This is a genomic window from Methanoregula sp. (assembly GCF_028712425.1).
In the GTDB taxonomy this organism is placed as follows: Archaea; Halobacteriota; Methanomicrobia; order Methanomicrobiales; family Methanospirillaceae; genus Methanoregula.
Window position 1 is genome coordinate 1 of sequence record NZ_JAQTQD010000029.1, and the last position, 21,522, is coordinate 21,522.

General features: G+C 58.9%; 21 protein-coding genes and 2 pseudogenes. 16 read left to right on the forward strand and 7 right to left on the reverse strand.

Going from position 1 to position 21,522, the window contains the following annotated elements; all coding sequences use genetic code 11:
* Positions 1-235 (forward strand): annotated as a pseudogene (locus tag PHF39_RS12395) (hypothetical protein); the annotation flags it as partial.
* 176 nt (positions 236-411) lie between these two features.
* Entirely contained in the window at positions 412-903 is a 492-nt protein-coding gene (locus PHF39_RS12400) for a hypothetical protein (protein ID WP_300224572.1), read from the forward strand.
* 115 nt (positions 904-1,018) lie between these two features.
* Here PHF39_RS12400 and PHF39_RS12405 read toward each other — a convergent pair whose 3' ends face one another.
* Entirely contained in the window at positions 1,019-2,356 is a 1,338-nt protein-coding gene (locus tag PHF39_RS12405) for a Fic family protein (protein ID WP_300224574.1), read from the reverse strand.
* Between the two features lie 263 nt (positions 2,357-2,619).
* Between PHF39_RS12405 and PHF39_RS12410 the strand changes: the two genes are divergently transcribed.
* From PHF39_RS12410 to PHF39_RS12425, 5 genes and pseudogenes are all read left to right on the forward strand, one after another.
* The gene (locus PHF39_RS12410; protein WP_300224576.1) at positions 2,620-2,892 is read left to right on the forward strand and encodes a hypothetical protein; all 273 of its coding nucleotides are present in this window, start codon (positions 2,620-2,622) and stop codon (positions 2,890-2,892) included.
* A gap of 506 nt (positions 2,893-3,398) precedes the next feature.
* A complete protein-coding gene (locus tag PHF39_RS12415; protein WP_300224577.1) occupies positions 3,399-3,605 on the forward strand; it encodes a DUF2281 domain-containing protein in 207 nt (68 codons plus the stop codon).
* Positions 3,606-3,729: 124 nt separating this feature from the next.
* Positions 3,730-4,017, forward strand: a pseudogene (locus PHF39_RS13990) (PIN domain-containing protein); the annotation flags it as partial.
* 314 nt (positions 4,018-4,331) lie between these two features.
* Positions 4,332-4,505: a hypothetical protein gene (locus PHF39_RS12420; protein ID WP_300224578.1), complete on the forward strand. Its 174-nt coding sequence runs from the start codon at positions 4,332-4,334 to the stop codon at positions 4,503-4,505.
* Positions 4,506-4,522: 17 nt separating this feature from the next.
* Positions 4,523-4,705: a hypothetical protein gene (locus tag PHF39_RS12425; RefSeq protein ID WP_300224580.1), complete on the forward strand. Its 183-nt coding sequence runs from the start codon at positions 4,523-4,525 to the stop codon at positions 4,703-4,705.
* 68 nt (positions 4,706-4,773) lie between these two features.
* Here the strand turns inward: PHF39_RS12425 and PHF39_RS12430 are convergent, their stop codons facing one another.
* The 5 genes from PHF39_RS12430 to PHF39_RS12450 all read right to left on the reverse strand — a co-directional run bounded on the left by PHF39_RS12430 (position 4,774) and on the right by PHF39_RS12450 (position 12,621).
* Positions 4,774-5,475, reverse strand: coding sequence for a phosphoribosylaminoimidazolesuccinocarboxamide synthase (locus PHF39_RS12430; protein WP_300224582.1), 702 nt, complete (start codon positions 5,473-5,475; stop codon positions 4,774-4,776).
* 55 nt (positions 5,476-5,530) lie between these two features.
* Complete coding sequence (locus PHF39_RS12435; protein ID WP_300224584.1) at positions 5,531-6,787, reverse strand: response regulator; 1,257 nt, start codon at positions 6,785-6,787, stop codon at positions 5,531-5,533.
* Positions 6,784-7,176 carry a response regulator gene (locus PHF39_RS12440; protein ID WP_300224586.1) on the reverse strand — a complete coding sequence of 131 codons (393 nt, stop codon included), beginning with the start codon at positions 7,174-7,176 and terminating at the stop codon, positions 6,784-6,786. Before PHF39_RS12440 ends, PHF39_RS12435 begins: the two co-directional genes overlap by 4 nt.
* Positions 7,173-9,086: an ATP-binding protein gene (locus tag PHF39_RS12445; RefSeq protein WP_300224588.1), complete on the reverse strand. Its 1,914-nt coding sequence runs from the start codon at positions 9,084-9,086 to the stop codon at positions 7,173-7,175. The genes PHF39_RS12440 and PHF39_RS12445 overlap by 4 nt, the downstream gene beginning before the upstream one ends.
* Before the next feature lie 94 nt (positions 9,087-9,180).
* Positions 9,181-12,621 (reverse strand): PAS domain S-box protein, encoded by a 3,441-nt coding sequence (locus PHF39_RS12450; RefSeq protein WP_300224590.1) that lies wholly within the window; start codon positions 12,619-12,621, stop codon positions 9,181-9,183.
* 226 nt (positions 12,622-12,847) lie between these two features.
* Here PHF39_RS12450 and PHF39_RS12455 point away from each other — a divergent pair, with 226 nt between their 5' ends.
* From PHF39_RS12455 to sucD, 9 genes are all read left to right on the forward strand, one after another.
* Positions 12,848-13,657 carry a class I SAM-dependent methyltransferase gene (locus PHF39_RS12455; RefSeq protein WP_300224592.1) on the forward strand — a complete coding sequence of 270 codons (810 nt, stop codon included), beginning with the start codon at positions 12,848-12,850 and terminating at the stop codon, positions 13,655-13,657.
* A gap of 41 nt (positions 13,658-13,698) precedes the next feature.
* On the forward strand, positions 13,699-14,535 hold the full coding sequence (locus tag PHF39_RS12460) for a fumarate hydratase (RefSeq protein ID WP_300224594.1): 837 nt from the start codon (positions 13,699-13,701) through the stop codon (positions 14,533-14,535).
* A complete protein-coding gene (locus PHF39_RS12465; protein ID WP_300224595.1) occupies positions 14,532-15,104 on the forward strand; it encodes a FumA C-terminus/TtdB family hydratase beta subunit in 573 nt (190 codons plus the stop codon). Before PHF39_RS12460 ends, PHF39_RS12465 begins: the two co-directional genes overlap by 4 nt.
* Positions 15,105-15,589: 485 nt before the next feature.
* On the forward strand, positions 15,590-15,862 hold the full coding sequence (locus tag PHF39_RS12470; RefSeq protein WP_300224597.1) for a ferredoxin family protein: 273 nt from the start codon (positions 15,590-15,592) through the stop codon (positions 15,860-15,862).
* Positions 15,859-16,962: a 2-oxoacid:acceptor oxidoreductase subunit alpha gene (locus PHF39_RS12475; RefSeq protein ID WP_300224599.1), complete on the forward strand. Its 1,104-nt coding sequence runs from the start codon at positions 15,859-15,861 to the stop codon at positions 16,960-16,962. Before PHF39_RS12470 ends, PHF39_RS12475 begins: the two co-directional genes overlap by 4 nt.
* Entirely contained in the window at positions 16,959-17,747 is a 789-nt protein-coding gene (locus tag PHF39_RS12480; RefSeq protein ID WP_300224601.1) for a thiamine pyrophosphate-dependent enzyme, read from the forward strand. The genes PHF39_RS12475 and PHF39_RS12480 overlap by 4 nt, the downstream gene beginning before the upstream one ends.
* Entirely contained in the window at positions 17,744-18,271 is a 528-nt protein-coding gene (locus tag PHF39_RS12485) for a 2-oxoacid:acceptor oxidoreductase family protein (protein ID WP_300224603.1), read from the forward strand. The genes PHF39_RS12480 and PHF39_RS12485 overlap by 4 nt, the downstream gene beginning before the upstream one ends.
* The gene (locus PHF39_RS12490) at positions 18,268-19,353 is read left to right on the forward strand and encodes an ATP-grasp domain-containing protein (RefSeq protein WP_300224605.1); all 1,086 of its coding nucleotides are present in this window, start codon (positions 18,268-18,270) and stop codon (positions 19,351-19,353) included. Before PHF39_RS12485 ends, PHF39_RS12490 begins: the two co-directional genes overlap by 4 nt.
* Positions 19,350-20,228, forward strand: coding sequence for a succinate--CoA ligase subunit alpha (sucD, locus tag PHF39_RS12495; RefSeq protein ID WP_300224607.1), 879 nt, complete (start codon positions 19,350-19,352; stop codon positions 20,226-20,228). The genes PHF39_RS12490 and sucD overlap by 4 nt, the downstream gene beginning before the upstream one ends.
* Before the next feature lie 6 nt (positions 20,229-20,234).
* Here the strand turns inward: sucD and PHF39_RS12500 are convergent.
* Positions 20,235-21,522, reverse strand: a 1,288-nt coding sequence (locus tag PHF39_RS12500; protein ID WP_300224609.1) for a P-loop domain-containing protein, incomplete at its 5' end; no start/stop codon positions are given.

The following is a 21,522-nucleotide window of genomic DNA, read 5'->3' on the forward strand; positions in this document are numbered from 1 at the left end:
CATCCCCCGCGGCGTCCGGTTCTGGCCGGACTGGTTCGAGGTCCCGCCGTACCGGGAGATGCGGGACGTGAGCGGGCGCCGGGTGTATCCCCGGGCCCCGGGCATCCACACCGTCCGGTTCCGGACCGCGAGACGGAAACGGCCCGGCATGCCCCGGGACTTCAGCCCGGCAAACGGCGGGTACACGAGCCCGGTTTTTGAGCTGGTCATCGGAGGCGGGCGAAGCGATGACTGATGTTGAGGGTCATCAGACCCGAAACAGGAGAAGATTACAACGTAATCTTCGACTCGATGAGGGCCGTCAGGCCCGCACCACGAGAATGCTTCAGGTTATCGGACCTGAAGCAGGAGAAGATCAAGATCTTCTCCTGAACGAAGTTCTTCGAGCGGGTATTGGAGGCGGGCGAAGCGATGGGGAATGACGAAGGCACAACACCCATGCCGCCGGAACAACCCGGCCCCGGCACCTCCGCGCTCACCGCGTTCCGGTGCGGCATCCTCCATGCATTCGGGGGATTTGACACGAGCGAACTCGGGGAGGAGGAACGGGCCGGAATACAGGAGAAGAAGAGCTGGTTCCGGGTCGGCGAGGTCACGATGGCCTCGCTGATGGCAGCCACCATCGCGGTCCCGGCCGGGGTTTTCTTTGCACAGAAGACTGCTCTCCCGCTCGCGGTGATCGGAGCGGTCATCATCTTCCTTCCCCTCTTCGTGTTTTTGCCAAAGATCCTCCGGCTCGCCATGAAGGCCGACACGGAAGCGATCCTTGATCTGATCGGCAAAAACGATCAGGTCAAAAAAGTGTTCTGGTTGCTCTTCCTTGCCGTGGCCGGCCTGGTGCTGGCAGAGATCGCAGACCCGGCCGTTGCGGAAAAGATTGTCGGGATCATCGCGGGGATCTGATGAAGGGGCAGGGGCCCTTAAAAAATCCCCTCTTCTGTTTTTCCCGTCAGTCAGTACCTTGATAACTACACGTTGTCAATAAAGATCGCCGTCACGGGGGTATCGGGATCAGCTGTTATGTTCCTTCGTTGCCTTCTTGTTTGTAAAATCCGCTCTTCTCGTTTGCGATGAAGACGAATTCCCGTCCGCGCTTCTCTTTAGTAAGATAGCCGAGATCGGTTAAGTGGAGGAGATCGGTCCTGGCGGTTTCATACACCGTACCATACTGCTGCATGATCTCCCGGATCGTGAAATACTGCTCGCGCTGCTCGATCATGGTACGGAGAATGTCTCCCTCCCGCTGGCTTATGTCCGGTATCTTTCGGACAATGGCCTTCGTGGCTGCCTGTTCGGTTTGTTTCTCTTCAAGGTATTTCAGCAGGTCTTTTCGTGCCGCATCTATGCAGGTAAGATTGTAGAGGAGGAAATACGTGAGGTCCATGTCGTCGTATTCAGAGTGCAGGTACGCAAGGGTATACTTCTTCTTTGACCGGAGGATGATCCGGGAGATGGGCATGTATTCAAAGAGCCAGTATCCCCGCGAGATAACGAACCAGTAGAAGATGCTGCGGGCGGTCCTCCCGTTCCCGTCCTCGAACGGGTGGATGTACCCGATGAGATAGTGAAGGATGATCCCCTTGATGATCGGGTGGATGTAGTCTTCGCCCGGATCATCGTCTGTCCCGATATCGTTAGCAAATGTGCAGAGAGCGTCTATCATAGGCACGATCTCGTGGAAATCCGGGGGTGTGTGGTATATGACCCGTGTTGTCGGATTTGCAACAACAATATCATTGTTTGTCCGGAACTGCCCGACCGCATCGTCACTGATCGTCCCTTTTGTCACCAGCCGGTGGATCTCAAGAAGGAGGGACGGCGTGAGCAAAGCGTCCTTGTGCTCACGAATGAAGTTCATCGTCTCGTAATTGTTGGCCACCATCCGCTCGGAGACGTTCCTCGGGTTGCGGCCCTTTTTGAGCATCTCTTTTGCAACATTACGGGTTGTTGCCGCGCCCTCAAGGATACTTGAGGCTATTGCCTCTTCCATGAACGAATTGATGATGTAGGATGGTTCGAGCCGGATGGTCTTGTTGTGGATTTTAATGTTCCCGGAAAGATAGCTGTCAATTGCATGAAGGCGCTTTACACTCTCCGGGATGAGTGTATACACGAGCCTGACGGGAGGATAGGCAACCTTCTCCTGCCGCATCTCCCGGTAGAGCTTCATGACCGCCCAGGTCATCTTCCTTTGTTCAGCTGATGGTATCCGGTATTTCAGCTCGTCCCAGTGGAGGTAACGGCGGTTATAATCCGTCACGTCTTTTTTGAACTGGTTGTCCATGAAATACTTCGTCTGCCCTTCAGTAAGGCTCTCTGTCCAGTCTGCCGGGGGTTTTTCCGGGAGCTGTGTCACGAAACCGGTTCACCAAATACTAATTTTGTACAAAATAGTATTTATTGGTAATTGGTGGTTTTCGTTTTTTAAAAAGGATAGTCAGAGCAACTACTGATTTGGCAGTAATTAGTACCTTTCAGGAGCAGAAAACGTAGTAGTGAAAATTACCCGGACAACCGGCAGGAGACCGTTTCCTGCCGGTTGGTAAGGGAAAGGATCTGGCAAAACTCTGTCATGACCTGACCGTTTGTTATATATTATTATGTAACAAACTTCAGTCCATGTCTTCTGCAGCAAAGGCATCTCACTCCCCTCAGCTTGATACCATCATCATGGTCGAAACGTTTATCCGGGAGCATAGCGGGGAATACAAGAAACGGGCCCTGTGGGAGAACCTGCCAAAGAAGATGATGTACCAGACCTTCTCTACCATCATCGCGTACCTCCAGGACTCGGGAAAGATTGCCGTGGATGCAGAAAGAAAAATCTGTTGGGTATATAATCCAGAACTTATAAAACGGTATATTGATAATACTGATCTGAAGATCCGATGAAGGCGTCCGTTTTTTTTGCTGACGACAAGACCCGGCAATTGTTTCTTTCCCTTTCCACATCAACAACCGGTGATTAGGACATCCACGATGACCTCGAAGCCGCGTTCGATGCGATTGCAGAAAACGCCTTCTGTGGTATCCACATACCAAAACGCCTGATCCCAAAAACGTACAGGGTAACCTATGGCATCGATAATCTCTGGAAGTTCAATCTCCCAAAGAACCGGCGGCTGATGTATTCCGTTGCCAGTGACGGGGACCGGGTCATCGCTGTGATCATCGAATGGCTCCCCCATAAAGAGTACGAGCGAAGGTTCGGGTACTGAAGCGGCGGCAGGTTTTCACACTCATCATCATCCGCAGCAGAATGCAGAGAGGATCATCGCGGTGCTCGCGGGTCTCGAACTGTAATCCAGCCGGACAACCGGCAGGGATTATTTCCTGCCGGTTGTTATCCGGTGCAACGAAAGGATTGTATTCACCGGGACCAATAAAAAACTACGACAATGTCCTCCTCTTCCAGTTCTGTTGAAGAAAAAATCCGGACCCTCCCGCCCGACCTGAAGGAAGAAGCTGAGCACTATATCGACGAGCTGGTGAAACGCTCAAAAAAGCGGACCTCAACACAATTCCTGTGTGTTGCCGAAGGATCGCTTGAGGAACTTGGATCCCATTATTCATCGGTCGATCTCCAGCACAAGGCCAATGAATAGCGGGATTGAAGGATGTATCTCCTGGATACGAATATCTTCCTTGAATATATTCTCCGGCGCTCGCGTGTGGAGGAAGTCAGGGCATTTTTTTTAACGCGCCTGTCTCCCGTCATTACATGTTACCGATTTTGCCCTGCATACGCTTGGGGTCATCTATCTCCGGGAACGAAAACCACAGGAGTTCCAGAAATTTATTGACGGGGATATCCTTGCGAGCGGTATCCAGGTTTTATCCCTGGACCCAGTGGATTATTACCGGATTATTCATTGTGCCACGAAGTTTTGCCTGGATTTTGATGATGCCTGCCAGTATGCGATAGCAGAAAAGCACGATCTCCGTATCGTGAGTTTTGACAGGGACTTTAATCGGACGCAAAAAGGCCGGGTTGAACCCGGTGATCTGTTCCAATAATCCAGCTCTGTTGAAATCATATCCCCAGTGTCCTTTTGTGTAATTGCGAGGGTGACCCCCGGTTTCAATCATTCATTTTTGGGCGTCCATCTTCGGCCATACTCCACGGGGCGAGGGTCGACAGACCCCGAGCGCCCGTGGCTCCTTCCCTATCGAACACTATCCCACATAGGTTTTCTAAAGAGCCAATAATCCCCGGCATACCCCATCATCCCGTTGCGGGCTGGGATCGCTCCTCACTTTCAAACCACCGGCAAAATGTATTTATTGATATAATTGCAGCATTAATGAAACCATACCGGTGCGGTGATGCCATGGAAAAGCGGAACATTAGCAGGTTCTCAAAAAAGGACGAAGAGTTCGTGAAAGTGCTGGTGAGTATCGGGACAAAGAGGAATGTGGCGCGGGTGCTTGTTTTTCTCCTGGACCGGATAGAGACAACGATGCGGGAGATCGAGCGCGGGCCGACCTCTCCCAGCCGCAGGTGAGCACCGCGGTCCGGTATATGGCGGGGCGGGGCTGGGTCACATCAGAAGAGCTCCGCGGGGAGAAGAAAGGCCGCCCGGAAAAAAAGATCGCGCTTGCGATCCCGGTCCGGGAGATCATGGAGATCATCGGTGCGGAGAAGGAGGCCGGGGTGAAAGACCAGCTGTCCCTCGTGAAGAAAGCACGGGAATATGCCCGGTAACAGGGCAGCCCCCCACATGAAGGAGCGCGGGAAAAAAAGCGGACGAATGGCGAGACTGGAATGGGCGGTTACCCGTCCAGCACCATTGTTTCCAGTTCGAGCGGCATGATATACTTCCCGTTTTTGTAGGCCCGCATGTTCCCGCCCGAAATCTCGTCGATCAACACGATCCTGTCCCCCTCCTTCCCGAACTCGAACTTGATGTCGTAGAGATCGATCCCCTTCTTCCCGAGTTCGTCTTTGATGACCGTGGCAATCTCCTTTGTCAGCGCCTTCACGTCCTCGTATTCGTCCGGTGTCATAACGCCCAGGATGGCGAGAGCGTCCTTTGTCACCGGGGGATCTTCCCGTGCATCGTCCTTGAACGTGGTCTCCACGAATGCCGGGAGTTCCGCTCCCTCCTTTACGTAGTCCCCGTACCGGCGCAGGAAGCTGCCTACTGCCCGGAACCGGCAGATCACCTCGAGGCCCTTCCCGAACGTCTTTGCCGGCTTCACCGTCATCGTGACGTTCTCAATGTCAGCGCTGATGAAATGCGTGGGGATGCCCTTGGCATTGAGGATCTCAAAGAAGTATTTCGTCAGCCGGATGCATGCCCGGCCGGCGCCGTCGATCTTCAGCCCCACCGTGTTCATCCCGGGATCGAATACGCCGTCTGCCCCCGTGCAGTCGTCCTTGAATTTCAGCAGGTAGTTCTCGGTGTCCAGTGCATAAACGTCCTTGGTCTTCCCGGTGTAGACCTTCCGTGATGCGTGCGGTGCTGCCATCATCAGTCTCCGTATGTAGGTATATCCTGAGAATGTGGTCGGGGCGGGTTTATAATCGTCACCCTGTGCCTTTTGGCGTGCCCGGGGCAGAAACGGGCAGGGTGAACCGGAACGTTGTCCCCTTTCCCAGCCCTTCCGACTCCGCCCAGAGCTTCCCGCCATGCGCTTCGATGATCTTTCGTGCAATGGGCAGGCCGACACCGGTGCCGGGCGTTGTTGCGTTGAGCTTCTCGAACAACCTGAATACCCGTTCGAGATACTGCGGCTCTATCCCGGTCCCGTTGTCCCGGACAAAGAAGATCTGTTCCCCGCTCTCCCGGTCCATCCCGATACCGATGACCGGGTCGTTTCCGGAATCGCGGAACCGTATGGCATTCTCGATAAGGCAGATAAAGACTTCCCGCATGCGGTCACGGTCGGCAGAGACAACAGGGAGGTCCGGGGCTATCTCAAGCCGGACCCTGTTCTCGGCAAGCGGTGGGGCAAGGATGCTCGCGGCCTCGTCAACAATGGAGCGCAGTTCAACGGGCCCCGAATGGTAGGTGCTTTGTCCGGCCCGGGAGAGTCTGAGCAGGTCCGTGAGCAGCGAGTCCAGCGTATCCACGGCAGCGGAGATCCGCCGGGCATGGTTGCGGAGTGTTTCTTTGTCGGGTTTTTCTCTGGACAGGTCTGCTTCGATCATGCCGGCAAAGCCCTTGACCGTGATAAGCGGGTTTTTGAGTTCATGGGATACCGTGTAGGTAAACCGGGCAAGTTCCTCGTTTTTCTGTTCCAGCACCCGGATCACCAGCTCCCGCTGCTGCTCGGCATTCTTCCGCTCGGCGATCTCGGTCTCGAGCTGGAGCACCTTCTCCTCGAGTTTCCGGAACAGCACTGCATTGTACTGGCGCAGCACCTCCATCTCTTCACCCAGGGGCCGGGTACTGGGGCCGGTGTTCTTCCGGAACGATTCGTCAAGGACAGCCGTTATCTCCTTTAACAGGAAATCCGGTTTCTGCGGTTTTATCAGGAACCGGTCTGCCCCGAGGTTTAAGGCAAACTTCTCATCCTTGGGATCGGTGTACGTGGCTGTATAGAAGATGAACGGGACTGCGTGCAGCACCGGATCCGCTTTCCACTGCCGGCAGAGCTCGAACCCGTCCATCACCGGCATCAGGATGTCCGTCACGATGAGGTCCGGGGGGGATTTTTTTGCAGCGGCAAGGGCCTCGGCGCCGTTGTTGGCGGATACCACCTCGTACCCATTGCCTTTCAGGATGGTTTCGAGCAGGTAGAGGTTCTGCGGGTTGTCGTCCGCGACAAGGACTTTTGTCACGATCCCTCTCCTCCTGCACTGCCCGGGGAAAGATGCCGGCTGACCTGGTCCGTGAAGGTCTTCGGGTTGATGGGCTTCTCGATATACCCGGTGCACCCGGCGGCAAGCGCCTTCTCCCGGTCACCGGCCATGGCATAGGAGGTGACGGCGATGATGGGTATTTCGGAGAGCTTGGCGAGTTTCCGCAGTTCCTGTGCAGTGGCATACCCGTCCATCACGGGCAGCTGGATGTCGGGCAGGATGATGTCCGGCGTCTCCTTTGCCGCACGGTCGATCCCTTCCCTGCCATCGTTTGCCCGGGTCACCGTCCAGCCTTTTTTTGAGAGGATGAAGTTCACAAGATAGAAGTTCTGGTCATTGTCCTCGATATACAATACGCGTACCGTCATGATGCACTCTCCTGCCGTGGCAGGGTGAAGGAAAACGCGCTCCCCCTGCCTGGTTCACTCTCGACTGCAATCTCTCCTTTCATCAGGGTGACAAGTTTCTTCGAGATCGAGAGCCCGAGGCCGGTGCCCTCGTATTTCCGGGAAAGGCCGGTCTCGATCTGCGTGAACGGCTTGAACAGCCGCTCCAGGTTCTCTTTTTGTATCCCGATGCCCGTGTCCGTGACACTGATCCGGACCATGGCCCCCTCGGCCACGCAGCGGACGCGGACCGAGCCCTTGTCGGTGAACTTGATGGCATTTGAGAGGAGATTCAGGAGCACCTGCTCAACGCGCCGGCTGTCCGCGATCACCGTCCCTGCCCCCGGGTCGATCTCCAGTTCCAGCGGGAGGTTTTTTGCCTCAGCAAGCGGCTTCACCGTGCTCGCGGCCTTTTCGACCAGGGACCGGATCTCCACGGGCCCGGCTTCGACCTTCAGCTGCCCAGCCTCGATCTTCGAGATGTCCAAGACATCGTTGATCAGGGCGAGCAGGTGCTCTGCACTCTCCGAGACCATTGCGAGCTGCTTCTTCTGTTCGCTGTTGAGCGGCCCGGCCAGCTCCTGCTCCAGTACACCCGAGAACCCGATGATCGAGTTGAGCGGTGTCCGGAGCTCATGCGACATCGTGGCAAGGAAGGCGGACTTGAGCCGGTCGGCAGATTCGGCAGCATCCTTTGCCGTTGCCAGCTCCTTTGTCCGTTCTGCAACGATCTCTTCGAGATGGTCGCGGTAGGCCTCGAGCTGGAGGAGGGCCTGCTCCCGCCCCATCTTCTCGCTGTGGATCTTCTCCATCATCGCCCGGAACGATTGTGACAGGGTCGCGATCTCGCCGGTGCCGGAGATCTCGACCTCCTGCTCCAGGTCGCCGGTCTCGGCGATCCTCCGGCTCACTTCGGTCAGAGTGGAGAGCGGCCGGATCACCGTGTAGCGGAGGGCAAGGATCGTGATGACGCTGAGCAGGACGAGAGCCAGGAGCACGAAGAAGAGGATCCGCTGGATGGACGCAGTGATCTCCTCCTCGATCGCGCTGAAGGGAACGAACATCCCGATCTTCCAGCCCAGCTCCGGGGACGTGTAATACATGAGGTAGGATCCATCGAGGACAAGAACGCCTTCCCGCGAGGAGAGGAACGCGGGTGCCTTGTCGCCGAGGACATCGCTTACCGGGTGGTAGAGCAGCGCCGGGTCCCCTGCGGCAAGGATGGTCCCGTCAGGGCTCGTGAGGATCATCTCCCTGCCTCCCACCCGGCCTACCGAGGTGATGTAACTGGTCAGGTTGACGAGCGTGATGTCCACTCCCACCACGCCATAGACGGTCCCGTCCGGGTGCTGGAGCGGGGTCACGATCCCGATGTTCACGTCATCTGTTGTCACTGCCTTGTAGGGCTCCGTCACCGAGATCTGCCCGGGGTGTTCCTTTGCAAGGACATACCACGGGCGCTCGCGGGGGTCATAGGCCGTGGGGAGCCGGGGAAACGACCGCACGAACGCCCCGTTCTCCCGGCCCATGTACACCGAGCTGACGTACGGGTGGGAGACCTGGTGGCCTTTCAGGACAGCGATGATCGCGAGTTCCTGGTCGCCGTAGGAATACCGGAAGGTATCTTCGGAGGCATTCAAAAACTGCGTGAACCCTGTGTCGTCCAGCGTCCGGACCTCCTCGTTGAGCGCGAGCTCGGCAACGTCGTGTTTTGCCTCATCGATGAAGGTGGTGAGGGCAAAATCGATGTGACGGAGCTGGCTGATGGAATCGGCGGAGACCGTGTCAAGGTTCTGCTTGTGCAGGGAAGCCGGCAGCACCCCGCCGATGAGGATGAGCACCAGCACGGCGATACAGAGATAGAGGACCAGGACACGGGACTGGAGGCTCATGGGTATGAGGGAATACTGGTTTAAGAATAATAACTGTTTCTGTCAGGAAGGGCTAGGATCGACGGGAGATGCCCCCGGTGGAAACGCCCGGCCCTCATGCACCTTGTGCCCGCCAGTACTCTTTTGGCACATGGATCTCGAACCGGGCACCTTTTCCTAGCGTGCCGGTCTCCCGGATGGCGATCCCCGTGATCGAGAGGATCTCCCGGGCCAAAAAGAGGCCAAAGCCGGTATTCTTCCCGAACCCCTTCTCAAAGATCTTCTCCTTCTCGTCCTCGTTGATCCCGACCCCGTTGTCCTCCACGATGATGGTGAGGTCATCTCCTGCTCTCTCGCACCGGACAACCACTTCCGTTACGTGCTCCCCGTGGCGGCAGGCGTTGTCAAAGAGATTGGAAAAAACCTTCTCCAGCATCGGGTCGGCGAAGACCTCGACAGGGGCGCAGTAGTCCCGGCAGGGCACTTCCTTTATGCAGGCCTTCGTTACGATCTCATTGAGCCGGTGCCATGACGGGGCGTTCACGCCCAGTTCCTGGTAGGTCTTCATGAACTCGATCTGTCCGCGGATGGTTGTTGCACAGTTGTCAATCTTTTCCAGGTACCGGGATATGGCCGGGTCCTGTTCCGTCTTCTGTGCAAACTGGGCGAATCCCTGCAGCGTGATGAGCTGGTTCCGGATATCATGCCGTGTAACACTGTTCATCAGCGAAAGCTTCCGTCCCGCCTCCTGGAGAGCATCCTCGGCAATTTTCCGCTCCGTGATGTCGGTGAGGAGGTTCAGTGTCGCCGGTTTTTGCTGCCAGGTGACCTTTGCAATCGAGATATGGACCCAGAGCAGCTTCCCCTCCGGCCCGGTCATCCGGAAATCGTAGTTTGTCGGGACGTCCTCGATGGCCATCCTCCTCTTGAAACGGTCCAGCACGAATGCCCGGTCAGCGGGCCAGACCAGGTCAAGGAATGGCCGCCGGATAAGTTCCCCGCCCGGGATCCCGAGCAGCTCGGCCAGCCGCGGGTTGGCGTAGATCATGTTCTGGTCCTGGAGGATGAAGATAGCCTCGGTTGCATTCACCACAAGACTCCGGTACATCTCCTCGCTCTCGCGCAGCGCGTTTTCCGTCTCCCGGTGCCCGGTGATGTCCCGTGCGGCAGCGAAGATCAGGTCACCTTTCGGGAGTGACCGCCACTCGATCCACCGGTAACTGCCGTCCTTGTGCCGGTACCGGTTCGTGAAGTTGAGCACGCTTTTCTGGCGGGTGAGATCGGCAATTGTCGCAAGGGTGGCCAAAAGGTCGTCGGGATGGACAAAGTCGAGGAACCGGTGCCCCTCCAGTTCGGCAAGCGGGTATCCGAGCGCCCGCTCCCATTCGTGGTTCAGCCGCCGGAACGTGCCGTCCGTCCCGGCAATGCAGAACAGGTCGAGGCTTGCCGTAAAGAACTGGTTGAGCTCCTCGGTCTTCTCCCTGAGCGCATCTTCGGTAGTTTTGCGTCCGGTGATATCTTCGGAAAAGAGGAGGATGCCGCCGATCGTATCCCCTTTTATAAACCATGGACGCACTTCCCAGGCAAACCACTGGACGGTACCGTCTCGATGCACGAAACGGTACTCGCTCGAAGAGACCACCTCCCCGGCCAGGGCGCGGCGGTGGGCGTCTCTGATGTCTTCGGAAAGGGAGGGAAAAACCTCATAATGGGACCGGCCGGCAATGTCGCGCTCGCTGAGGTTGGCATCGGCTAACCACCGGTGGCTTGCTGCAAGGTAGCGCATCTCCGTATCAAATATGGCTATCGATACCGGGGCCTGCTCGATGAAGTGCCGGAGACGCTCCTCGCTTGCGCGGAGCTCCTCCTCAGCCCGTTTACGCGAGGTGATGTCCAGCAGGACACCCGTATAGTACAGCCCGGTATCCTTCCGCACCGGCCGGGCAAGCCCCTGGAACCATATCTCCTCTCCCGAAGGCCTGGTGAACCGGCCTTCAAACTCCCAGGGCACCACCTTCTCAACGGCAGCACGCATCGAGCGGACCAGCGGCTCCCGGTCACGGGGGTCGACCTGCACAAAGAACTGCTTTGAAAATTCCCCGGGATCGGCGCTGACCCCAAAGACCTCGGGTCCACGGCTGCTGATGAACGTGAACTCCTCTTTCCCGCCGGGACTGAAGCGGGACTGGAAGACAACCCCCGGGACCGTGTCCGCTATCTCTGCCATCTGCTGCCGGCTTTCCTTCAGTGCTTCCTGCGCAGAGGCAAGTTCCCCGTACTGCTGCTTCAGTTCCTCCTCGGAAGCAGTGAGTTTCTCGTATGCCTCGCGGAACCGCTCCTCTGCGGCCTTCTCCCGTGTGACATCCGTGGTCATGATCCCGAGGCCATCGCCCACGCGGAAACATTTCACGTTCAGCCAGCGCGTCCCGGTAGCCGATTCAGTCACTTTTTCCGTCGTGGCGAGCGGGACACCGGTCGTTATGATCTCGCGGTACCGTTCGATCGAACCCCATTCGCCTTCCCCGGAGAGGAATTCGCGTAAGTTCCTGCCGATGATATCCTCCTTTCGTGTCCCTTTGGGGAGGCAGGTGAGTGCTACCCGGTTCATGGCAACGAGGTTGAGGCGGGCATCCCAGATGGAGAATGAATCCGTTGCCGAGTCCATGAAGTTCCGGAGCCGCTCCTCGCTCTCCTGGCGTTCCATCTCGGCTTTCTTTCTGTCGGTGATATCCACGAACATTGCGACCATGGAGCCACGCGCCGGGCAAAAGGCCGTGACGGCAAAGGCCCCGTGTATCCTGCCCTTGTCATAGATCATCTGCTCGGTATGCCAGGGAGTCCCGGACTCTGTCACCCCCCGGTACCGTTCGGGGATCTCTGTTCCAACAAGACCGGGGAACGCCTCAAGGAGGGGCTTTCCCACCAGTGGTTCGTGGCTTATCCCGACGATCCGGTCGGCAGCAGGATTCGCCCCGGTAAAGACGAGCCCGCGGACCGGGACCAGTTCGTAGAAGTGCATGCCATAGGGGGAGTTCTCGATGATGCTCCAGTAACGTTCCTGGCTCTCGCGGATCCGCCGCTCCCCCTGTGCCAGTTCCTGGTACTGGCCGCGGAGCTCCTCCTCAGATGCCGTGATCTGCTCGTACGCGGCTACCAGTTCCTGCTGCGCTTTTCTCCGGCTCACGGCCTGGCGGATCTTGTGCGCCAGCTCCGCGAACTGCGCGGTCGGGTCCCCGCCTTTCTGGAGGTAGAAGTCGGCCCCGTTATTGATGGCGTCGATCACCACCTCCTCGCGCCCCCTTCCCGTGAAGAGGATGAAGGGAATGTCGTCGTACTTCTCCCGGACGGCTTTCAAAAAAGCGATCCCGTCCATGCCCGGCATCTGGTAATCCGAGATGATGGCGTCGCAGGAAGTGATAGCGGGAGAACTGAGGGCAGCTTGCGCGGACGTCGCAGTTTCAACGCTGAACTCGGGGGACTGCTCAAGGAACAGGCGGGCAACTTCAAGGAGGCCGGGCTCATCGTCAACGTAGAGGGCCCGTATCCTGTCCGGCATAGTTCAACCATGTTCGCATTCTGATAAATTATTTTCTGTGGTACCGGTATTCGGGACAGGGGGGAGCACAGGTCCGGTGAAAAGAAGGCCTGTTCTGGTGGTCGTGCCGGAAGAACATGTCCGGACCGGAACCGCAGTACATCTGTCCTCCTGTACATCCTGTAGTGTCGTATACACCCGATCCCGGGCAAAGCGTTCATATGCCCGGCAGAGAAAGCATCCACCTATGCAGTGCATCACGTTCGAGCGGTACATCGAAGGGTTCCATCTTCTTGAACGCTATTCAGAGGAATACCCGTTCATGCTCCGGCATTTCCTTGACGTTTCAGAGAAAAAATTTCCGCAGGGTTTCTCGCTTCTCGACATCGGTGCCGGCACCGGGCAGTTCATCGGAGCAATCCTTGAGAAGAGCCGGGTGCCGGTTCGGCAGTATATGGCAATCGAACCCTCGCCCGATCACGTCAGGAACCTGGAAGCAGCGAAGGAAAAATTCCAGGAAAAATATCCGGTAGCGATAACCATAGTGCCGGAATGTTTCACGCCACAAACAGATCCCGGAAAAAAATTCGACATAGTCCTTCTCTCCCACAGCACGTACTGCTTCCTGCCGGATCCCGAACCATACCTTCTCCATGCAATCAGTCTTGCACGGCCGGGTGGAAACGTGATCATCTACAACGGAACCCCGGCCAATTTCTGCACGGTCCTTAACCTCCTGCACCGCGACATCCTCCCGAAAAACCGGATAACGAACCCCTTCTTTACCAGCTGGCAGATCCGGGACATCCTTGAAAAGCACAGTATCCCGCATGCGGTCACGTACCTCCCCGGGTTCCTCCGGGCCGGTGAGATCTTCCGGCCGGAAAACGGGCACCTGATGAACGAACTGATCACGTTCTCGCTGATGGTCGAAGCCGGCTCGCTTGAAGCGGTCACCCGTGCCCGGACCGCCGAGTTCCTCCGTGACATAGCGTACCTTTCACCGGACGGCCCGCTCCTGAACCTCGGGGTCGATGCCATCACCGTGGAGATCTGACCCCGATCTCTATATTATCCCGCGCCCCCCAGTATATCTGAATGCAGTCCCCGGACCCCGGTCGTATCCATGCAGCGCTCGCTTCGGCAACTCTCGCGGCGTTTCGCGAGGCTGTCATCCACCTGCCGGTGGATGTGCTGAAGGTGATCGGGAACGCCGCCCGTGCCGAGACGAACCCGGTTGCGAAGGCTGAGTTTGCTAATATCCTGCACAACATCAAAATCGCCGGGGAACGCGGTGTGCCGCTCTGCCAGGACACTGGTGTCCCTGTGGTGTACCTCACGATTCCTTCGGAGGTACCGTTCACTCGGGGGCTGTATGACGCGGTTGCAGAAGGAGTGCGGAGAGCTACGGAGGAGATCCCCCTCCGCCCCAACGTGGTGGACCCGCTGACAAGGCACAACAGCGGAGACAACAACGGTGCGGGAATGCCGGCCATCCACGTGAGGCCCGGGAAGAAGTTCACGGTCACGGTCCTCCCCAAGGGTGCCGGGGCCGAGAACATGTCCCGGACCGCGATGCTCCTCCCGTCGCAGAAGGACCAGATAGAAAAGTTCGTGATCGAGACCGTGTATCTCGCGGGCTCCCGCCCCTGTCCGCCCATCATCATCGGTGTCGGGATCGGCGGAACGTTCGATGGCGCAGCAGCCCTGGCCAAGGAGGCACTGCTCGAACCGGTTGACCGGATGACGGACTTCGAGCAATCACTCCTCTGCGCCGTGAACAAACTCGGGATCGGGCCGATGGGGCTTGGCGGTGATATCACGGCGCTTGCGGTAAAAGTTAAGACCGCTGGCTGCCACACGGCCTCGCTGCCGGTTGCGGTCAACATCCAGTGCTGGGCCAACCGGCACGCGACCGTTGAGGTGAGGCTGTGACAAAAAAACCCGTGTGGCTCACGACACCGCTTGGAGACGAGGTGCTGGAGCTCAGGGCCGGTGACCATGTCGAGCTCTCGGGCATCGTATACACTGCCCGGGACGAGGCCCACCTCCGCATGAAGAAGGACGGCATCCCGTTCGATCCGAAGGGCGCTGTCATCTACCATTGCGGCCCGGTGATCCAGGACGGCAGGGTCATAGCTGCCGGCCCCACGACCTCTGCACGGATGAACGAGATGGAAGGGTTCCTCATTGACAAGGGTGTGCGGGCGTTCATCGGCAAGGGTGGCATGGGAGCGACCGTGCGCAACCAGCTGAAGGGAAAGGGCGTGTACCTCGCGTTCACCGGCGGGTGTGCGGCCCTTGCCTCGACCCGCATGACCCTGAAGGGTGTGTACTACGAGGACCTTGGCATGGCCGAGGCGGTCTGGGCCATTGCGCTCGACCGGCTCCCGCTCGTGGTCGGGATCGATTCGCACGGGAATGATATCTTCGAGGCGGCCCGGAAGAAGGCGGAAGTGGCGTTCGGGAGGTATGAGCCGGGAGCGTGCAAGACGGGGAAGTGAGGAGATAGATTCTGTTGTAGGTTTTCTCCGGACTTTTTGACGCTCTTAGGGGCTCCACTGACGCTCCGCCCCCGCCGCTGTGGCATCCCCCACATTGCGATATTCACTCAGAAGGTTAGTGCAAATCTCTCCTGAATTGAATGTTGCTGTTTTTTTCATGGCATATGTTAGTTACCGGTAATTCAGCGGCATCACCAGCGCCCCCACCCCCCTTGAGGGTGTCGAATCTCATCAGAGATGAAACACGAGAAGAACCTGCAAGGTTCTTCGAGTCAGGGGAAGTTCGAAGATTTCCCAAAGGGAAATCTTCTCATCCTCCAGGTCTGAAGAATTCGAGACCTTGGTAAGTAGGTTGAGGAAGAGAAGAGCCGAAGGCTCTTCGAACCTTTCGGAGGCGCAAAGCGGGATCAATTATCTGTAATGATCCGAAAGGACAGGTTTTTTGTAACAGTTCCCGTATAAGTACTACGACAGGACTCCGATCCATGAAGCTCTCCATCGACGAGAACCGCTGCAAGGGGTGCAATCTCTGCACCAAAGTCTGCCCGTACACGATCTTCCGGGAGGGAAAGAGGCTGAACCGGAAGGGCATTGCCGTGCCTGAGCTGGACCGGCCCGAGCGCTGCGCCAACTGCCGGCTCCGCAACCTCTACGGGAGGCAGCTCTGCGGGGTCTGCCAGCTCACCTGCCCCGACCAGGCAATCCACTGGGTCGAGGAAGAACCCTATGAACCGCACAAGGTGGCGATTGAATATTGACGCGGACTGAATTCTGGCAGGGCAACACGGCCTGTGCCGAGGGGGCACTCGCTGCCGGGTGCACCTTCTTTGGCGGGTACCCCATCACGCCCTCGACCGAGGTGGCCGAGCTGATGGCGGCAAAGCTCCCGAAGAAAGGCGGGATCTTCATCCAGATGGAGGACGAGATCGCAAGCATGGCCTCGATCATCGGTGCCTCGTGGACCGGTGCCCGGGCCATGACCGCGACAAGCGGGCCCGGATTTTCACTCATGATGGAGAACATCGGGTTTGCCGTCATGACCGAGACGCCCTGCGTTGTGGTCAATGTCCAGCGGGGTGGCCCCTCCACGGGCCAGCCCACCATGTCGGCACAGGGCGACATGATGCAGGTCCGGTTCGGCTCCCATGGCGATATCGCCATCATCGCTCTCTCCCCGGCAACCGTGCAGGAGATGTTTGAGCTCACGGTGAAGGCCTTCAACCACGCGGACAAGTACCGGGTCCCGGTCTTTTTAATGGCGGACGAGACCGTCGGGCACATGCGGGAGAAGATCCTTGTCCCCGATTCAGTGGAAAAGATTGGCAGGAAACCGTTTGTGCCCGGAAACCCCCCGTTTAAAGTGACCGACCCAGACCTTATTCCGGGATTCCCTACATTCGGTACCGGCCAACACGTCCACGTGACCGGCCTGACGCATGACGAACGGGGATACCCGGCGGCAACGAACCCCCCGCTGCACGCTGCGCTCGTGAAGCGGCTCGTGGACAAGATCGAGAACGCCCGCGACGAGATGGCAGACTATGACATCGTCAACCCGGAGGCGGAACAGGTCTTCGTCGCCTACGGCGGCCCGGTCCGAACGGTCATGCAGGTGATGCATGACAAGAAGGACAAGAATGTCGGCTTCCTCCGGATCCGGACTGTCTGGCCGTTCCCGGAGAAAGCGCTTCTAGAATTCAAAAACGCCAAACGCTTCCTTGTCCCGGAGATGAACCTGGGACAGATCGCCCGCGAGATCGAGCGGCACGTGACCGTGCCGGTTGTCCCCATCCCGAAACTGGGTGGGGAGCTGCACACGCCCGCGGAACTGGCGGCGGTGCTGGAGGAAAAGGCATGAGTTACGACGAGTGGTTCCGCACGGACCGGCTCCCCCATATCTACTGCGCCGGCTGCGGCAACGGGACGATCATCAACTGCACGCTTGCGGCAGTCGACCAGATGGGCTGGAAAAAGGAGGACACCGTCTTCGTTTCCGGGATTGGCTGCTCCTCGCGTGCACCGGGCTACATCCTCACCGACTCGCTCCACACCACCCACGGACGGGCGCTCGCGTTCGCAACGGGCGTCAAGATGGCAAAGCCCGCGTTCAATGTCGTGGTCTTCACGGGCGACGGCGACCTTGCGGCTATCGGAGGCAACCACTTCATCCATGCCTGCCGGCGGAACATCGATATGACGGTGGTCTGCATGAACAACCAGATTTATGGCATGACCGGCGGACAGGGGAGCCCGACTACCCCGTTAAAGTGCCTCTCCTCGACAACACCCTACGGCTGCGCCGAGCCGCCCTTCGACCTCTGCGAGCTTGCAACCGCAGCAGGGGCGAACTACGTTGCCCGCTGGACATCCTATCACGTGAAGGAGCTTGAGAAGGCCGTGAAGGTCGGCCTCGAGACCCCGGGCTTCTCGTTCATCGAGGTGCTGGTCCAGTGCCCCACGGCGTTCGGGCGCCGGAACAAGTTCCGGCAGGTGGCAGACCATGTCGAGTTCTTGAAGTCCCACTCGCTCCTGAAGGCGAAACGGGACCGCCTGATCGACCAGGGCCAGCCGGTGCCGGAGGATATGTTCGTGGTTGGCGAGATCACGAAGCGGAACCGGCCCGCGATGGGGGTGAAGCCATGAGGCACGAGATCCGCTTTTCGGGCTTTGGCGGCCAGGGGATCATCCTCTCGGCTGTCATTATCGGACGGGCCGCCGTGATGTATGACAACAAGTTTGCCGTCCAGACGCAGGTGTACGGGCCCGAGGCCCGCGGCGGAGCGTCGATGAGCCAGGTTGTTATCGACGACGAGCAGATTCTGTACCCCAAGGTCGCGATCCCCGACATCTACGTCATCATGTCACAGGAGGGCTTCGAGAAGTACGGCGCCTCCGCCCACGAGTCGGCGATCATGCTCATCGACTCGACCCTTGTCCACTCCCGCCCGAAGTGCAAATACATTGAGGTTCCGGCAACCGGGGAGGCAAAGGCGACCCTCAAAGTGATTGTCGCCAACATCGTGATGCTCGGTGCGCTCGTCTCTGCAACGCACGTTGTGAGCGAAGAGTCGCTGAAAAAAGCCATCCTCGACTCCGTGCCAAAGGGAACCGAGGACTTGAACCTGAAAGCCATGCAGCTCGGCCTTGAGCTGGGGAAACAGCCATGAAATTCCGTGAATACGAGGCAAAGAATGTCATACAAGCGGCCGGGATCCCCGTCCCTGCCGGATTCCTGATCCGAACGCCCGACGAACTCACCCCCCATCTCGCTGCGCTCGGCGACGCATTTGTCCTGAAGGCCCAGGTGGATGTCGGCGGCCGGGGCAAGGCCGGCGGTATCCTGATGGCCGATAAGGCGACCGGCACGAAGGTGGCAAAGGAGCTCTTCGGAAAACAGATCAAAGGCCTGCCGGTAAAAGAAGTCCTTGCCGAGCAGAAGCTCGACATCAGACACGAGTACTACCTCTCGATCACGGTCGACCGATCTTCCCGGCAGCCGCTCATCCTCTTCACTGAGGCCGGCGGGGTCGAGATCGAGATTACGGCAAAGGAGCACCCCGAACTGATCCGGAAAGTCGTGGCAAATCCGCTCATGAAGGACCTGCCCCCGTTCCTGATCCGGGAACTCCTCGGCAATGCCCCCAAGGAGATCGGCCCGGTCATCAACAAGCTGTACAAGGTCTTCATCGAGAAGGACGCCCTCCTTGCCGAGATCAATCCGCTGGTCGCAACGCCAAACGGCATCTTTGCCGCGGATGCGAAGATCATCGTGGACGACAATGCCCTTGGCCGGCAGGGGATCGCGGTCAACCGCGATCTCTCGGAGCGTGAACGCGAGGCGGAGAAGCATGGCTTCTCCTACGTCGAGCTGGACGGGAGGATCGGCGTGATCGGGAACGGAGCAGGGCTCACCATGGCAACGCTCGACCTCATCGAGTACTATGGCGGGAAGGCGGCAAACTTCCTCGACGTGGGTGGCGGGGCCGAGAGCGAGCGCGTGAAGAACGCCGTCCGGCTTGTAGCAAGTGTCCCGACTGTCAAGGTCATCGTCGTCAACCTGCTGGGCGGCATCACCAAGTGCGACGAGGTGGCAAAGGGCATCATCGCTGCGGAGATCCCGCAGAAGGTCATTGTCCGGCTCGCGGGCACGAACGAGGCCGAGGGCCGGCGCCTCCTCTCGGAGAAGGGGTACGAGATGCTGGACACGATGGACCTTGTTGTCAAGAAGGCCGTGGAGGTCACAGCATGATCTACGGCGACAAAAAGACCGGCGTGCTCGTGCAGGGCGCAACCGGCAAACAGGGCGAGTTCCACATCGGCCTGATGAACGCCTACGCACAGCAGGTCGGGGGCCGGGGCGTCGTGGCCGGTGTCACACCCGGCAAGGGCGGCCAGCAGGTGCATGGCGTCCCAGTGTACAACACGGTGAAGGACGCGATGAAGGAGCACGACATCGGGGCTGCGGTCATCTTTGTCCCGGCGGGAGCGGCTGCCGATGCCATCATGGAAGAGGCGAACGCCGGCATCGACACCATTGTCTGCATCACCGAGCACATCCCCGTGCAGGACACCATGAAGGCAGTAGCCTACGCACGGATGGAGGACGCAAGCGTGATCGGCCCCAACTGCCCCGGGCTCCTCTCCCCCGGCGAGGTGAAGATGGGGATCATGCCGTCCGGCCTCTTCACCCGGGGCCACGTGGGAGTCATATCCCGCTCGGGCACGCTCACGTACGAGGTCGTGGACGAGCTGACCCGGGCCGGCATCGGCCAGAGCACAGTGGTCGGGATTGGCGGCGACCCGGTCATCGGGCAGACGTTTGTCGATGTCATGCAGCGCTTCGAGAAAGACCCGGAGACAAAGGCGGTTGTCCTGATCGGGGAAGTAGGCGGGAATTTAGAGGAAGAAGGAGCGACCTGCACCGATCTCCCGATCGTCTCCTATATTGCCGGCGTCTCGGCACCGCCCGACAAGCGGATGGGACACGCAGGTGCCATTGTCGAAGGCGGCGAGGGTGATGCAAAGTCCAAGATCGCCCGGCTCAAGAAGCACGGCGTACCGGTAGCGTCCCGCGTCTCCGAGATCCCGGAGATGGTGCGGGAACTGTTCCGGTGCGGGTGCTGATCCCCTTCAACTCTTTTTCTCATCCTGAAAAATTTCCAGACCGTCCGCGGTCCTCCGGAGCGAACCGGCAAGCATCTTCCGAAACTCCCCGGTATCGATTGCCGATACCTCGTGCCGGTCGAGCACCATGATCCGGTCGGCCTGCGCTATCAGCGTGTCCATGGCGCAGGCGGCAAAGACGAGCGCCGTCTCGCCCATCTTCTCCCGTTCGTGGGCGAGGATCTCCGCAAGCGGCGTGATCTCTTCTTTCTGGAGGCAGCTCTTCACGAGCAGGTTCGGGGCGGCATGGTCCTCGTCGATTATGAGGAGCGGGGCATGGCGGGCTATCGCGGACTGGACCTGCCATGCCATAGTCATCGACCCGCTCCCCATGCCGTGCACCGAGCGGACGGTGCCGCTCACGCCGGGCGGGAGGGCTGAGAAGAACATGCTGATATCGGCCCCGGCAAGGCCCATGGTGGTCGATTCTGCCGTACAGGCGCCCCGTGCCGTGACGACCAGTTCCCGGCCGTCATGGGGCGCATGGTCGTCCATGCCGGCAAGGATCCCTTCGAGAAACGTGCTCTTGCCCTGGGCGTTCGAGCCCGCTATCGCGAGCACCTCCCGCTGGCGAATCCCGAGGCCGGTCACGGTCCCGCCCGATGCCGGGAGTTCAGGTTCCACCGGCCCGAGTTCCACCGGGCAGCAAAACGGGACACTCACGCCGGTCTTGGGCCCGGCAACGCGGTAGAAGCAGCGGTGGTGCGTCAGTGTCCGGGCAAGTTTTGACCCGTCGGCGACAAATGAGACGAGGCCCTGTTTATGGAGTCCCTTGCGGAGCAGTTTCTGGTCGAGGGATGCAAGCCATGATGCTTCGATGGGAGCGAGTGGCGTCTTCTCCACAATCATTCCAATGGCATCCGCAAGACCGCCGAGTGCATCCGCAACCTTTCTCTCACCGCCCGGGCAGGGGATCGCCCCCCGGAGGAGAAGGTGGACGCCGCTCCTGTCGCAGAAGTTTCCCGTATCGGCTTTCCAGAGGTGGGATGCCAGCGCCTCTTCGGAATGGATGACCGTGTAGGGCTCGATGGTGTCACGGTACCGCTGCGAGCCGGGGATGCCTTTCCCGTACAGCGGGCCGAGGGCCGGCATGTCCTCTGCCTGCCCCTTCACCCGCTCAATCAGGATTGCGGCCGCACCGTCCGCGCCGGCCGGGTCGAGTGCGGTTTCGGACAGAAGGTCCCGCTGCACCACAACGGGAACACTGAACTGGAGGGCAGCACCGTCGAAAGAGCGGACCAGGAACGCGGTGATC